The sequence below is a fragment of the Paraburkholderia bryophila genome, assembly GCF_003269035.1.
Classification (GTDB): domain Bacteria; phylum Pseudomonadota; class Gammaproteobacteria; order Burkholderiales; family Burkholderiaceae; genus Paraburkholderia; species Paraburkholderia bryophila.
Genome location: NZ_QLTK01000019.1, coordinates 35,657 through 50,199, shown reverse-complemented (window position 1 = coordinate 50,199; position 14,543 = coordinate 35,657). Strand labels below are relative to the sequence as shown.

Genomic DNA, 14,543 nt, shown 5'->3' with positions numbered 1-14,543 from the left:
TATTTGGTAAGACAAATGCAATCGCGACACAGCGGGTTTCCCCTCCCCTGCGGTTTCGATCCCGACAAGCCGTAAACACAGTCAGCGACAAGCGACTCGCTGAATGCCCATCAGCGAACCCAAACCTGACCGACCACCTTGCGAAAGCAACAAGCCATTGCTATGACTCTGAACAAAAAACTGGCCTCAATGATCGCCGTTCTCTGGATCGGTCTGATTCTGATCGGCGGCTTCGGCGCATGGCAAAACCGTGCCTCGATGATTTCGGACCGCCGCGACCAATTAACCTCGCTGATCGACCAGGCCAACCACATCGTGACGCGTTACTACACGATGGCGCAGCAACACACGATCACCGAAGATGAAGCCAAAAAACAGGCGCTCGACACCCTTGGCGCAATGCGCTACGGCAAGGACGGCTATATCTCCGTCAACGATTCGCAGCCGGTCATGCTGATGCACCCGATCAAGAAAGAGCTGAACGGCAAAAACATGGCACAGTTCACCGATCCGGCGGGCAATCATCTGTTCGTCGATATCGTCAACGCGGGTAATCATGAAGGCGGCGGCTTCGTCGATTATTTGTGGTCCAAGCCGGGCAGCGATAAACCGGTAGCGAAAACCAGCTTCTCGCTGCACTTCGCGCCGTGGGACTGGTACATCGTCACCGGCATGTATATGGACGACGTGCAAAGCGCGTTCTACGCGAATCTGCTGCGCTGGCTCGTGATTACCGTGACGCTCGGTGCGATCGCCACGGCCGTCATGCTGCTGGTATTGCGCAGCATTCGCCGCACGCTTGGCGGCGATCTCGAAGTGGCCGTCGAACACGCGCAACTGATGGCGCGCGGCAATCTCGCGACGCGCGTACCGGTCGATTCGGACCACACCGGCAGCCTGCTGCATGCGTTGCAGACCATGCAGGCCGGTCTCGTCGACACGGTGTCGCGCGTGCGTCTCGGCACCGACAACATCAATATCGGCGCGACGGAAATCGCCGCCGGCAACACGGATCTGTCGCAACGCACCGAGGAACAGGCCGCGGCGCTCGTGCAAACGGCGTCGAGCATGGATCAGATGACGGTCAACGTGAAGCAGAACGCGGACAGCGCGCTGCAGGCCGCGCAACTGGCCGGGCAGGCCGCGGATGTCGCGACGCGCGGCAGCCGTGTGGTCGACGACGTGGTTCGCACGATGGGCGAGATCACCACCAGCTCGCGGCAGATCGGCGACATCATCGGCGTGATCGACGGCATTGCGTTTCAAACCAATATTCTCGCGTTGAATGCCGCGGTGGAAGCGGCGCGGGCGGGTGAGCAGGGCCGCGGTTTCGCGGTGGTGGCCGCAGAAGTGCGCAGCCTCGCGCAACGCTCGGCGACGGCGGCGAAGGAAATCAAGGCACTGATCGAAACCTCGACCGGCACGGTGGAAGCCGGTGCCTCGCTGGTCGCGAATGCGGGTTCGACGATGGGCGAGATCGTGCAGTCGGTGCGCCGCGTGAACGAGATTCTCGAGGAGATCAGCAATGCGTCGCGCGAACAGAGCGCGGGTATCGAGCAGGTGAATCGCGCCGTGGGCGAGATGGATCAGGTCACGCAGCAGAACGCGGCGCTGGTTGAAGAGGCGGCCGCGGCGGCGCATTCGCTGAAAGACCAGGTGGGAGTGTTGCGGGAAGCCATTTCGAGTTTCGCGTTGCCGGCCTGATGCAGCGTTCGGGACTCGCCGCACGCTAACCGGGCGGTCTGGCGGCGCGGCAGGAGCGCAACACAAAAAGAAGGCGCTCTACAGGCGGAGAGCGCCCCTTTAACACGCCGCGTCGGAGTCGACGCATCAATCGAACGAAGCAGCCGCGCGGATTTTTCAAGTCCGCGCGGTTTTTTTATGCCCGCGCAGTTCGCGCACTCGTGTCTCGATCGACGGCACTGCGCCCGGCCGATTCGGCAAACGCCGACCCCATTTCGAACCGCAATCAACTTAAGCCGAATTTGGCCTAGCCGAATTCGGCTTAAGCGATTTTCATCCTGACGGGTCGCTTACGATAATGGCGGCTTTTCAAACGCGCGTCATGCAGCGGCCCCCGTCTGGGCACCTGCGCCGCGCGCCGCTCCGTCAAGGCTCGCCGTCATGTTGCTCCATCTCCTTTACCTCATTGCGATCGTCGCCGAAGCCATGTCCGGCGCACTGATGGGCATGCGCCGCGGCATGGACCGCTTCGGTTTGTGCCTCGTCGGCACCGTCACCGCGCTCGGCGGCGGCACGGTGCGCGACGTCCTGCTCGGTCACTATCCGCTTGCATGGATCTCGCATCCAGATTACGTTCTTATTACAATCGGGGCGGCGTCGGTGGCGGCGGCCGGGGCGAAGTGGCTGCGCAACTGGCAATGGCTGTTCGTGACCGTCGACGCCATCGGCCTGATCGCCTTCACCGTGATCGGCTGCGACGTGGCCGCCACGCTGGAGGTGAGCCCCGCGATCGTGGTGCTGGCCGGCGCAATCACCGGCGTGTGCGGCGGCATGTTGCGCGACCTGCTGTGCAACCAGATCCCGCTGGTGTTGCGTCAGGAGTTGTACGCCAGCATCGCACTCGGTGCCGGTGCGCTGTACGTGGGATTGCAAAGCTGCGGCATGGAGGCCGGGCCGGCCTCCGTCGCGGTGCTGTCGGGCGGCTTTGCGGTGCGCATGCTGGCCGTGCGGTTCCGCTGGCAACTGAAGGTGTTCACCGCCGCCGATTCGGGCGGCGCAAGTTAATCGAGCTGTACGTTATCCGCACCCCATGACCCAGAAGAAGAAGTCGCCGTCGCAGGACCCCTACGCGCCGGTCGCGAAGAACCCGTTGCTGGCCGCGCGCTTGCCGATGTGGCGCTCGAAACTCGTCGTCGTGCTGATGTTCGCCGCGTTCGCGTCGCTGGCGGGCCGCGCGTTCTGGATTCAGGTGGTGAACCAGGATTTCTACGTCGATCAGGGGCAAAAACGCTATCAGCGCACCCTTGAACTCGACGCGACGCGCGGGCGGATCGTCGATCGCAACGGCTCGATGCTCGCCGTCAGTCTCGCCACTTATGAAATCTGGGCCTCGCCCAAGCTGATCGACGAAGCCGCGTTCGCGCCGCTGTCGAAGCTGCTCGATCTGCCGCGGGAGGAACTGCGCCGGCGCTTAAGCGGCGACAAAACCTTCGTGCTGCTCAAGCGCCAGGTGGATGCCGATACCGCCGCGCATCTGTCCAGGCTGGGCCTTGCCGGCATCACGCAGATCGCGGACTCGAAGCGCTTCTACCCCGAAGGGGAATCCGCGGCGCACGTGGTCGGCTTCACCGATATCGAGGACAACGGCCAGGAAGGTGTCGAGCTGGCCGCCAACGAGCAACTGCTCGGCGTGCCCGGCCAGCGCGAAGTGATCCGCGACCGGCTGGGCCGCGTCGTGTCCGAGACCCGGCCGCTGGTGCCGGCGCAGAACGGCGACACCATCCATCTGACGATCGACCGGCGCATTCAGCAGCTCGCTTATGCGCAGTTGAAGGAGGCGATCGCCAGACATCACGCCGAGGCGGGCAGCGTGGTCGTGCTCGACGCACGCAACGGCGAGATTCTCGCGCTCGCCAACTATCCGAGCTTCGATCCCAACGACCGCGCGCGTCTGACCGGGCGGCAACTGCGCAATCGCGCGGTCGTCGATACCTTCGAGCCGGGCTCGACGATCAAGCCGGTGGTCGTCGCGTTGTCGATCGACGAAGGCAAGGTGCGGCCGCAGAGCGTCATCGATACAGCGCCCGGCTGGTACAAGATCGGGCCAGCCGTGATTCACGACACGTCGAATCACGGCGCGATGACCGTCGCGGAGGCCGTGCAGAAATCGAGCAACATCGCGCTCGCCAAACTCGCGCTGAATCTGCCGGCCGAAACGATCTGGAACAAATACCAGGAATACGGGCTCGGTTTGCGGCCCGCCCTCACCTTTCCCGGCGTGGCGTCGGGCAAGGTGCGTCCGTATCAACGCTGGCGTCCGATCGAACAGGCGACCATGGCGTATGGCTACGGGCTGTCCACTTCGCTGCTGCAACTCGCGCAGGTCTACACCGCTTACGCCGGCAACGGCACGATGCATCGTGTGAGTCTGGTGCGCGGCAGCGCGGACACCACGGCGCAATCCGCCGATCAGGGCCACGCGGTGACCACGCCGGCCACCGCGCGCGCGATCCGTTCGATGCTGGAAATGGCCACGGGTATCGGCGGCACGGGCCGCGCCGCGACGGTCGCGGGTTACCGGATCGGCGGCAAGACCGGCACGGCGCGCAAACAGATCGGCGCGACCTACGCAAAAAACCGCTACCGGGCGCTCTTTGTCGGCATGGCGCCGATGAGCGACCCGCGCCTGGTCGTGGCCGTGATGATCGACGACCCGGCGGGCAAATCGTTTTATGGGGGGACGGTGGCCGGTCCGGTGTTCAGCGGCGTGACGGGCGGCGCACTGCAGTTGCTGGGCGTGCCGCCGGATGCGCCGGAGACTTGAGGGGGTTGGGGCGGGAGCTGGTTCGGGTTTGGCTCGAGTTCGATTCGGGTTTGACTCAATCGCCCGCTCTTGCCATGGCCTCGATACGATTGCGGCCGTTGCGTTTGGCCTGATACATCGCACGATCGGCTTCTTCCATCATCGTGCGGCCGTGCGTGATCGCGTCGGCCGGCGCACCGCCAATCGTACGCGCCGCCACGCCGATCGACACGGTCAGCGCAATGCGCTCGCCGTGATCGTCCTGCAAGGCGAGCCGTTCGACCGCGAGCCGCACGCGCTCGGCAACCGTCAGCGCATCGGCCCGATCGCCTTGCAGCAGTGCCGCGAATTCTTCGCCGCCATACCGCGCGACGGTATCGCCCAGACGCACCTGCTGACGAACGCAGGCCGCCACCGCCGCCAACGCGCGGTCGCCGGTCTGGTGCCCGTAGGTGTCGTTGATCCGCTTGAAACTGTCGATGTCGATAAACAGGCACGCTACCGGCACGCCATAACGGGCCGCGCGCATGATCTCTTCGCGCAGCCGTTCGTCGAAATAGCGGCGATTGGCGAGCCCCGTCAGCGAGTCGGTCATGCCGAGTTGCTTGAGCCGCTCGCGATGCGCGACATTGTCGAGACTCGCGGTCACGATGCTCGCGAAGCGCTCCAGAATATCGGTGGCCAGGCCTTCGCCGAAACGCTGCGGGTCGTCGCTGCCGAGGCACAGATAGCCGCTGACGGTGTCGCCTGCGGCGAGCGGCAGCAGAATCGCGCTGGCCGGTGTGGCGCTGTCGTGCGTACTACTGGCGTGCGTCCCTCCATCGCCGAAAAATGCGCGGCACACGGCGTCATCCAGTTCAGCAGGCCGGCCCAGCCAGGGTCGGCCTTCGTCGCACAGACCCTGCGCCGCGAGCCCCCCTTCACGCGAGGTCTTCAAACCCGACTGATCGAGTGCGCGCATAGCGCTCGGCTCGAGTAATTCGAGCAGCATCGGTGCACGGTCGTCGAGCCACAGCGTCACGCTGGCCAGCGAAAATTCCTGCGGCAGATGGCTGAACAAGGTGTCGAGAAAAGACGCGAAATCCTGCGCGCCGATCAAACGCAATTCGACATTCTGGAAACGGCGCAGCGTGCGCTCGTTGTGCTGGACAGTGTCGACGAGCGAGCGAAGGCGGTCGGAGAGCGGCGTTTGGGCGAGATTCGTCACGTAATAAGGCGCGCCCGGAGGCGAAGCGGGGACCACGGCCCCAACCGCTGTAATAACGGCCGATTTCGCGAGGTCTTAAGGGTGGCGATCCAGACATACCGTTCGCGCCGGTTCGCGCGCGGGCTCCTGCATGAGTGCTCGCACGGCTCCCGAAGCCCCGCATTCGCCCTCGCGAGCTTTTCCGCCCTCTTAAGTCTGGCTTAATTCTTTACTGTAACTATGACTGCACAACATCCCCTGTTGAGCCGCCAGAACATCGGCGGCGCTTTTTCTCCGGGGTGTCGGGGACGCGCCGAAAGGCGGGCAGCAAGCCTGCGAAGAAGGAGTCAAAACATGGTTGAAGACACGGTATTCGAGCATCTGCGCGCCATACCCGGCAACGAATGGGTTCGGCAGATTCACTCGTGCAAGGTCTCTGATCCGCTGCAGCCGCCTTGGGGACGTTCGTACCGTCTCGTCGAATGGACCATGAAACACACGCCCGAATCCAGCCGCCGGGTCGTGCCCGCCGAAAGCACACCGTTCGAGATCGCTCAGGCTGTCGTCTCGCATGTGCCGGGGCGACGTTTTTGCCAGCATGGCGACGAATAAACGCTCGCGTTTCGACTCGCGTTGAATTGCGCGGCGTCACACTCGTTTATCGAACAAGCCGGGTCTTGCAATGCTTGACAATCGCCCGCAATGCTTCTGCTTATGATGGATGCTTCGCCGACCCGTTAGATGGTTACGCCATGAGCTATCCGTACGACATCCTCACCGCCGCATGCCTGTTCGTCATCGTGATCTCGACGTCGATCATGCTGGCGTTGACTTGACTTCAGTTGATCCGGGCCGGCCGCGACACGGCTTTTTTTCGCGGCGGCAAAGTGGACAACGCGCGGCCTGCGCACCCTACGCACTTGCGTAAAAAAGACGGGATATACTGTACATCCATACAGCATTTTTCGTCTGAGCAATGCGCCTTCCCCCTTTCGATCCTCCCACGCTCGCCGAATTGCGCGCCTGGTGGCGTTGGCGCGACGAACACGCCGTACAGCGGCTCATCCTCGAAATTCAACGTCAGCGGCTCACGCTGCTGGAGCTGCGTAATCTGATCGATTGCGGCGTTCAGCAGGCGCGCGCCACGGATCGCACGCTGGTCGAACGCGGCGAACCATTAATGACGCTACGCATCAGAATCGCACAGGAAGTGCTGCGAGTCGGCGACATCGACGATACGCGGCAAATGAGTCGTGCCGCGCAGGAAAAGCTCGCGGTCCGTACCGAGGGACAAATGGAATATGCGCGTGAGGGCCGCCTGAGACGGCAGCGTCGCAATATCTAGCACCGGCTGCGGTGTCAGCACCCGCTTCGCGCGTAACGAGGCGGGCGTGACGCCATGCGGTTACGTCAGCGCGTTTGCGTGGCGACGCGCAGGCCGAGCGAAATAAACAGCACACCGATAATCTTGTTCTGCCAGCGGCTCAACCACGTCAACCGCTTGACGAGTTTGCCGAGCGGACGAATCGTCAACACGATCAGCGTTGTATAAAGCGCGCTCATGCCGACAAAAATGAGGCCGAGCGTGGTGAACTGCAAAAACGTGGAGCCGTGTTCGGGCCGCACGAATTGCGGCAGAAACGCAAGGAAAAACAGCGCGGTCTTGGGATTCAGTACTTCAGCGGGAATAGCCTGAAAGAAAGCTTTCGAAGGCGACACCGGCGCGACCGCGGGTAAATGCGCCTGGCTCTGCTTCTCACGCAACGCACGAATGCCGAGATAAACGAGGTAAGCGGCGCCCGCGAATTTCACTGCGTTGAAGGCGAGTGCCGAGGTCATCAGCAGCGCCGAGAGACCGACCGACGCGGCCAGCGTATGAACGAAATCGCCGGTGGCCACACCGAGGCCGGTGAGAATGCCGGCCTTGCGCCCGCCATGCACGGTACGCGTCAATACCAGCAATACGGCCGGCCCGGGGATCAGAAAGAGCCCGAATACAACGGCAATGAAAGTCCCCAAGGTGGATAAGTCGAGCATGTCGTCTCCTGGATGGTGCGCTGGGTTCCGTGTGCAAGCCCGCGCTTCGGAACATTGTAGACGAGCGCGCTTCTCGCCTAGACTTCTGTCTTTTGCACTCCGGCGCTGAACCGCACGATGAGACCCAAGACAATCCTGAAGACGGTCCCGCGTGAAGCGTCGCATCGAAGAACCTCCGCATGAGTCACACGCTCTCCTCGCCGTGCATCAAGGAACTCGAAATCCGCAAGAGCCGTTTTATCGCCTACGCGATGCCGGTCGCCGATCGCGACGCCGCGATAGCCGAACTGCGGCGCCTGCGTGACGAGCACCCGACGGCCACGCATGTGTGCTGGGCGCTGCTGGCAGGCGGCCAGTCCGGCATGTCCGACGACGGCGAGCCGTCCGGTACGGCGGGACGGCCGATTCTCGAAGTGCTGCGGCATCATGATCTGGACGGCGTTCTGGCGGCCGTCGTGCGCTATTACGGCGGCGTGAAACTCGGCGCAGGCGGTTTGGTGCGCGCGTACACCGACGCGATCGCTTCGGCCTTGCTGGACGCGCCGCGTGTCGAACGGATCGCGCAAATCACGCTCACCGTCGAGGTGGGTTATGCCGACGAGGCGAAAGTGCGCCGCTGGATCGACAGCGAAGGCTATACGCTGACCGACACCCGCCACGCCATGCTGGTGAGGATGACGATCCGCCTGCCCGTCAACGCACTCGACGACGCACGGCGCGCGTTGGTCGATATGACGCAGGGCAAAGCCGGCTTCTTCTGAGCCACGGCCCCCCCGCCATGAAGCGGCCTCCCCGTTTCGAATTGCCCTGAGAAATCCGCTGTAGCAGCGGCGCTCTAATGACGCAGTGTCGATCGGCGCGCTGCCTCGTTATGATGACCTCCCGCATGCGAACAGCAGGAATGCGAATGTCGAGGCAAGGAGAATATGTCCTGGCGCGGCTCGCTGTTACCATGCTCTCTGTACCGGACGACTTCACTTAAAAGGCACATCTTCTGACCTCGACCGCCGCTCATTCCAGCACAGCGCCCAAGACGCCGCGACGGAGCCTGCCGTCGCCCCGCGCCCTGCGTTCGCCCTATCGGTCCACCGTCCTCAAAGGCTGCAGCGTGATCGCGCTGCCGTTGATGCTGTCCGCCTGTTCCTGGTCCTGGTTCGGTCTGAATTGCGCGCCGCGCGCGAATACCGCGCATCCCACCGGCTCATTGAGCGTGGCACCTGCACGCGATTTCGCCTACATGGCGGCGCGTAGCGGCAAGATCTCGCCGAACCGGATAGAAAACACCGCCATGACCGGCCTCGTGCTCAAGGAAGATATCAATGAAACCGTGCGCAACGGGATCGTGCGCAGCCTGCAGTTGTCCGGTTTTCATCTCGACGCGGGCAAACGGATTCTGAGCGGCAGCATCGAAAAATTCACCGTGGACGACGAACGCTCACCCGCGTCCTGGACATTGAAAATGCGCTATGTGGTCACCGACGCCGCGACCCAGAAAGTGGTGTTTTCCACCACCAAGACGGTCCGGCAAAAGTCACCGAAATTCACCAGCACCACCATTGCGATCGAAGATACCGTGAAGCTGAGCATCGATGCGTTGATCGGCGATCCGGGCTTTGTCAAAAGCGTGAATTGAACGGAACGCCCGGTCGCTTTGAGGTCCGATTCCACGCCGTTTCAATCGCTGCCGCGGCGCACGGCACGTGCCGCGATTTCCACGTTGCCGTAATACATGGTGCGATCGCTGACGTCGGACGGCCGCGTTTTCCACCACCACTTGTAAATGCCGATCTTCAGGTAAGCGTCCTTGTCGCCGGGATAGGCGTTGACCATACCGGTGCTGTGCAGCACGCGCACGCCGTCTTTGTACAACTCCGTCAAAGCCTGCGTGCCTTGGTCGTCGGGGCGATAGTGCAGAACCCAGTTCACGGCGTTGCCGGCGTCGGCAGCGGGCGCGCCGAACTTGACCGATCGATTCGCGCCGCTTGCGCCGCCTCTCACGTCGGCCTGGTACTGATCGCCCGCGAGCAGGAGCGCAAAGGGCGGCGATCCGGTTGCGCCGCCTTGATGCAATTGCGTGATGATTTCAGGCTGCCGCGTGTCGAATCGATACCCGGCCGGGATCAGCGTGGACCACCGGACTTCGTATTCCTTCCCCACCGCGAAATGCACAACCGGCGCGAAAACAATTTCCGCGCGAGGCGTGCCGCTCGCAACAGCCGAGAAATCGTCCGAGCGACGCATCGTCGTTTTCAGCGCCACGCCTTTCAACTGCGGCATCGTGACGGTCGAAACGGAATCCGGCGCGGGGGCTTGAATCGTCAAGCGGGGATCGATGCCGTCACGCCACGCGCTGCGATACAAAACCGTATATGCGCCGCCGTCGTGCCAGGATTGCCACGCGTGCGATACCGTACTGCATGCCATCGCCGCTACCAGCACCCCGGCGACCCCGATCAGTCTATTTTTCATAGCCGTCTGCCGAACCGTGATACAGGCGCCGAAACGTCATGGCGACACGCGCCTTGAGCAGCATCAGCGCGAAGCGATGGTTGGTGACGAAATAGCGCTTCCACATGCGGCGCGGTTCCTGCGCGACACGATAGGCCCATTCGAGGCCGCTGCGCTGCATCCAGGGCGGCGCACGGCGCACCTTGCCGGCGACGACGTCGAACGTACCGCCCACCCCCATCACGAAGTCGACCCCGAGGTGCGCCTTCCAGCGTTGAATAAACATTTCTTTTTTCGGCGACGTGATCGCGACGAACAGCAATCGCGCGCCCGAACGACGGACCATGTCCACGACCGCGGCTTCATCGTCCCAGAAGTAGCCATGGTGATAGCCGACGACCCGCAATCCGGCATAACGCGCCGAGACCGCCGCAGCCACGCGCGTCACTACCGTCTCCGTTGCGCCGAGCAGGAACACTGGCAGCGAACGTTGCGCCGACATCTGTAACAGCCGCTCGAACAGATCGATGCCGGCCACGCGTTCGCGCACCGGCAGCCCTAACATCCGCGCACCCCACACCACACCCATACCGTCGATATTGACGATATCGCACGCGCGCACCGAGGCCGCCAGTTCCGCGTCGGTCTGCAGATGGACGAGCTTCGCCACGTTGACCACGACATGCTGCGTGAACTGCTGGCGTTCGATCCGCGCGCCGATCCAGTCGACGGTCTCGTTCATCGTTGCAATATCCACGGGACAGGAGAAAAGTTCGACGCGTTTCATGACGGTTCCTGCTGCTTCGGCGGGCGAGCCGAATTCATGGCGGCGGAGGAAGCAAGGCGTTGCCGATCGCCGCGAACTTCGCCGAGAATCGATCGGTAGAGCAGGTTGATTTGCGCCGCCACATCCGCTGAAAAATAGCCGAGCGACCTCAACCGTTGCCGCCCATTCGAACGTTTCGCGTGGTTCAGCACCTCGGCCGTGGCGCACGCAAGCGTCGCCGCGTCGCGGCCCTCGATCACCGTGCAATTCGATACGCCCTGGAGTAAATGCCTGACGTCGCCCACGTCGACGGATACGACGGGTAGATTGACCGCCATGGCTTCTTTCACCGACTGCGGCGAGCCTTCCCTTCTGGAGGTCATGACGAGGCAATCGGCTTGCAGGAGCAGATCGCGCACCTCCCGGCGATCGAGGCCGTCGATATGCCGCGCCGCCACCTCGCTTCGCAGCAACGCCGGCAACTGCGCCATGACCGCGCTGAAAAGCGGGTAGTCCTTCTCCGCTCTTTTCGGCGACGAAGGAAAGACCACGATTTTCCGGCTAGCGGCAGCTTTCTCGCAGTCGACCGGTTCCACGAATAGCGTCTCGTTGACCGCACAGGGAATGGTTGCGCAGTAACGTGAGCCACGGCTCACGCTTGCGGAGATCTCGTCGCTCACGCCAATGCAGGCGTGAGCGAAGCGTGCCGCGGCGAGAGAAATCGCCCTGATCCAGCCGCGCCCCATGACATCGGAACCATGAAACGTCACGACGACTTTTGAGCGGGAGACGAGTCTGACCAGCGGCGCCGAACAGGCACTCAGGCCGAAATGGTAATGAACGACGTCGTACGCGTTACCTTTGACTCGGCTTACCACATGGGCAAGCGACCGCAGGTACGCGAGCCGGCCGCGCCAGCCCTCGATCACCACAACGTCGACCGTATCGCCGCGCAGTTCACGCAACGCCATGACCTGTTCGGTCACGAACACGCCCTGCGTCGGTTGGGCCGCGTTGCATCCGGCGTACATGTTCGTTACTACGAGAATCTTCATCGGCGCATCCCGAAGTTTTTGCGTGAGCGGACCATGCCGGAATCAAGTGATTGATCGGCGAGCCCCGACAAGGCGTGCATGACGAGCAACGCCGAAAATACATACGAAGGGGAAACAAAGGCCATTGAAAAAACGTTGTCGAAGCAGAACGCCGAGACAAGGAACAGCCACGCCATGCCGACGCGTCGTCCCTGCCCATAGCGCAACACGAACCCAAGCCACACCAGGGCGCCGAGCAAGCCGATTTCGACAAACAGGTGCGGATAGAAGGTGTCGGTTGTCTTCAGGATGCTGCCGAGTCCATACCAGTTGAAGTGATAGAGACCGTAAAGCGGCGAACCATATTTGACCGATGCGGGACCGCCGAACGACCCCAGCCCCTCGCCGAGGAAATTACCGTTGAGCAGCGACTCGCACATCACCCGGTAAGACTCCGCCCGCGCGGAATTGCCCTCGACGATATAGAACGCGATCTTGGCGGACGCCACGTTAATCACCGAATCCAGATAGCCGTTGGCAATCACCCAAATTACAACGCCTGCCGCCGCGCCGCCCATCAGCCAGACACGCGCACGCACCTTCCTCGCAATCAGCGGGTAAACCGCCAACGTGGCAAACATCTTGAACGAGAAGCCGAGAAGCGCGAACAGAACGAATAGCCACGACAGGGCACGAAATCGCTCCGCCGGCTGGTACTGTCGGCACAGCAGAAACGCACAGAAGTTGATGAAACTGAACTCCGAAAAGAACCCCATCCAGCCTTGCGCCCGCAGGAACAGACCTGAATCGATACGGACCGGCAGCAGCACCGGCAGCCCTGTCAGATAGGCAAGATAGAAATAGCACTGAAAGAGGTCGTTGCTGAGTACGACCACGAAGAACATCGTCATCACCGCATCGATGCGGTCGCGATAGGCGAATAGCGCCACCGTGATAACGATCGGAAACAGAAAGCGGAGCAGCTCCTCCATGCCGGCGTCCGTGTTGAACGACCGCGCGAGGCCGATCCCAAGCATGAACAGAAGCGGCGCAGCCAGCACGATCAGGCGATGAAATCTCGGTCTGAGCGAGATTGCCAGCAGCAGCAGGCAGAACGCGAAAATTTTCACGAGTTGCGCACGTTCGTCTTCGAGCGTGAGCATCGTGTCGCTGATGCAGAACATCAGGTATGCCAACGCGACGGCCCACGCGCCGAATGAACGCAGCGTCAACGGCCGTCGCGCCGCGGCACCGGAACCGCCCCATCGCGTGGCATTCATGACGGCGACCTCTGCGTCACGGAAGCCGTGAGCCTGCTGTCGGACCCGGTACCGGCGTGCTGCGTCGCGTATTGGCGGTACACCTCGGCGGCCTTGCCGCAGACCAGCCGGTTACGAAGGCCTGTCACCGCAATGGCCGATACCAGCACCAGCAGAAAGCCCGCCTGACCACCCCACCCTACACAGAGCACGAACAACCCGGCGAACGTCCCGGTGGCCACCAGGTTGATCCTCGCCGTGTCGGCGCTTTTTTCAAACGCCATCATCACACTGCTGCCGACCATGCCCATCATGCCGACCGCGCACTGAACCGCAAGCAGCAATCCGGCAACCATCACGGCCGTGCGTTCGCCACCGTCGCCCACGCGCCATACCGTCATGCCGACAACCATCACCACGTTGATCGCCAGCACCGCGCCGTTCGACCAGCCAATGCTTCGACGCATGTGACGCAGCGTGTCGCCGAACGGCAGCCCCGCCGACTTGCACCTTGCCAGCTCGGGCAATTGCGCGATCGAAATCGCGCGCGGCAACAGCATGCCGACCGCCGTCACCGAGGCGAGCAGCGACAGCATGCCCGCGAACACGGCGCCGCACATCAGCGTTGCCGCCGGCACGAGAACCAGCGCAATACCGCCGGAAAGAAAGTTCGTGAGGCCGAACTGCAGGCCTTTCATGTCGAACCGCCGCCACCACGCGCCGCGCGACGGCAGACCGATTGCGATGAACATGCCCGCTGCCGTGAGGCCGAGCGCCGCGGCGAGAGCGCACGACGGCGGCCATCCACTCCGTTGCCCGACATACAGCAATGACCCGGAACACGCGATCAGCGCCACGTCGAATAAAACCGCCGTTCGATAGCGCTTGTGCGCGACGAAGTAATGCCGCGCGACCTGATAAGCGGTCCATCCCCACAGCAGGGACACGAAACCCGGGAAGTCGAAGTGGAACAGACCGGACAGGCTCGGCAAGGTGCTGGCCAACGTCACCGCCAGCGTCGTCACCAGCGCCATTGCCGCGAGCGGATAGAAAGTGTCGATGGCGGCCCGCTCGTCGGCCGCGCCCGGCAGGCGTACCAGAATCAGCGTGGCCCAGCCGATTGCCGTGAAAAAGGCCGCCATCTGCGCGAGCGACATGATCGACGCGACGTGCCCCAGTTCGGCCAGCGAGTAGATACGCTGCACGGCGAAGAACGTCACCACGCGATACAACCCCGGCGAACCGGTGCATAAGAGCGCTTCGCACCGTTTGAGCGCACCGTTACGCATGAGCCGGTCCCTGCGACGCCGTATGCCGCTTCTGCCGC

At 62.7% G+C, this 14,543-nt stretch carries 15 protein-coding genes; 8 read left to right on the top strand and 7 right to left on the bottom strand.

Going from position 1 to position 14,543, the window contains the following annotated elements:
* Window positions 1-162: 162 nt before the first annotated feature.
* The 3 genes from BX591_RS23895 (at window position 163) to BX591_RS23885 (ending at window position 4,507) form a co-directional block, all read left to right on the top strand.
* Window positions 163-1,704 (top strand): methyl-accepting chemotaxis protein, encoded by a 1,542-nt coding sequence (locus BX591_RS23895; protein WP_111933778.1) that lies wholly within the window; start codon window positions 163-165, stop codon window positions 1,702-1,704.
* A 420-nt stretch (window positions 1,705-2,124) separates the two neighbouring features.
* Complete coding sequence (locus BX591_RS23890; RefSeq protein WP_111933777.1) at window positions 2,125-2,748, top strand: trimeric intracellular cation channel family protein; 624 nt, start codon at window positions 2,125-2,127, stop codon at window positions 2,746-2,748.
* Between the two features lie 25 nt (window positions 2,749-2,773).
* Window positions 2,774-4,507: a peptidoglycan D,D-transpeptidase FtsI family protein gene (locus tag BX591_RS23885; protein ID WP_111933776.1), complete on the top strand. Its 1,734-nt coding sequence runs from the start codon at window positions 2,774-2,776 to the stop codon at window positions 4,505-4,507.
* A gap of 55 nt (window positions 4,508-4,562) precedes the next feature.
* On the opposite strand, the gene BX591_RS23880 is transcribed toward BX591_RS23885, so the two are convergent.
* On the bottom strand, window positions 4,563-5,693 hold the full coding sequence (locus tag BX591_RS23880; protein WP_111933864.1) for a GGDEF domain-containing protein: 1,131 nt from the start codon (window positions 5,691-5,693) through the stop codon (window positions 4,563-4,565).
* 333 nt (window positions 5,694-6,026) lie between these two features.
* On the opposite strand from BX591_RS23880, the gene BX591_RS23875 reads away from it, so the two are divergent.
* From BX591_RS23875 to BX591_RS23870, 3 genes are all read left to right on the top strand, one after another.
* On the top strand, window positions 6,027-6,284 hold the full coding sequence (locus tag BX591_RS23875; protein ID WP_111933775.1) for a DUF2866 domain-containing protein: 258 nt from the start codon (window positions 6,027-6,029) through the stop codon (window positions 6,282-6,284).
* 65 nt (window positions 6,285-6,349) lie between these two features.
* Window positions 6,350-6,508, top strand: a complete 159-nt coding sequence (locus tag BX591_RS36565) for a hypothetical protein (RefSeq protein WP_167444598.1) — start codon at window positions 6,350-6,352, stop codon at window positions 6,506-6,508.
* 140 nt (window positions 6,509-6,648) lie between these two features.
* Window positions 6,649-7,017, top strand: coding sequence for a hypothetical protein (locus BX591_RS23870; RefSeq protein ID WP_111933774.1), 369 nt, complete (start codon window positions 6,649-6,651; stop codon window positions 7,015-7,017).
* Between the two features lie 65 nt (window positions 7,018-7,082).
* Here the strand turns inward: BX591_RS23870 and BX591_RS23865 are convergent, their stop codons facing one another.
* Window positions 7,083-7,709 carry a LysE family translocator gene (locus BX591_RS23865; protein ID WP_111933773.1) on the bottom strand — a complete coding sequence of 209 codons (627 nt, stop codon included), beginning with the start codon at window positions 7,707-7,709 and terminating at the stop codon, window positions 7,083-7,085.
* Window positions 7,710-7,888: 179 nt separating this feature from the next.
* Here BX591_RS23865 and BX591_RS23860 point away from each other — a divergent pair, with 179 nt between their 5' ends.
* Both BX591_RS23860 and BX591_RS23855 read left to right on the top strand, forming a co-directional pair.
* Window positions 7,889-8,470 carry an IMPACT family protein gene (locus BX591_RS23860; RefSeq protein WP_111933772.1) on the top strand — a complete coding sequence of 194 codons (582 nt, stop codon included), beginning with the start codon at window positions 7,889-7,891 and terminating at the stop codon, window positions 8,468-8,470.
* 365 nt (window positions 8,471-8,835) lie between these two features.
* A complete protein-coding gene (locus BX591_RS23855) occupies window positions 8,836-9,342 on the top strand; it encodes a hypothetical protein (protein ID WP_176343094.1) in 507 nt (168 codons plus the stop codon).
* Between the two features lie 41 nt (window positions 9,343-9,383).
* On the opposite strand, the gene BX591_RS23850 is transcribed toward BX591_RS23855, so the two are convergent.
* The 5 genes from BX591_RS23850 to BX591_RS23830 all read right to left on the bottom strand — a co-directional run bounded on the left by BX591_RS23850 (window position 9,384) and on the right by BX591_RS23830 (window position 14,505).
* Window positions 9,384-10,178, bottom strand: coding sequence for a polysaccharide lyase family 20 protein (locus BX591_RS23850; protein ID WP_111933770.1), 795 nt, complete (start codon window positions 10,176-10,178; stop codon window positions 9,384-9,386).
* The gene (locus BX591_RS23845; RefSeq protein WP_111933769.1) at window positions 10,168-10,944 is read right to left on the bottom strand and encodes a WecB/TagA/CpsF family glycosyltransferase; all 777 of its coding nucleotides are present in this window, start codon (window positions 10,942-10,944) and stop codon (window positions 10,168-10,170) included. The genes BX591_RS23850 and BX591_RS23845 overlap by 11 nt, the downstream gene beginning before the upstream one ends.
* A complete protein-coding gene (locus BX591_RS23840; RefSeq protein ID WP_167444597.1) occupies window positions 10,941-11,909 on the bottom strand; it encodes a glycosyltransferase family 4 protein in 969 nt (322 codons plus the stop codon). The genes BX591_RS23845 and BX591_RS23840 overlap by 4 nt, the downstream gene beginning before the upstream one ends.
* A 65-nt stretch (window positions 11,910-11,974) precedes the next feature.
* The gene (locus BX591_RS23835; protein ID WP_111933767.1) at window positions 11,975-13,237 is read right to left on the bottom strand and encodes a hypothetical protein; all 1,263 of its coding nucleotides are present in this window, start codon (window positions 13,235-13,237) and stop codon (window positions 11,975-11,977) included.
* Window positions 13,234-14,505, bottom strand: a complete 1,272-nt coding sequence (locus tag BX591_RS23830; protein ID WP_111933766.1) for a polysaccharide biosynthesis protein — start codon at window positions 14,503-14,505, stop codon at window positions 13,234-13,236. Before BX591_RS23830 ends, BX591_RS23835 begins: the two co-directional genes overlap by 4 nt.
* Window positions 14,506-14,543 lie beyond the last annotated feature (38 nt).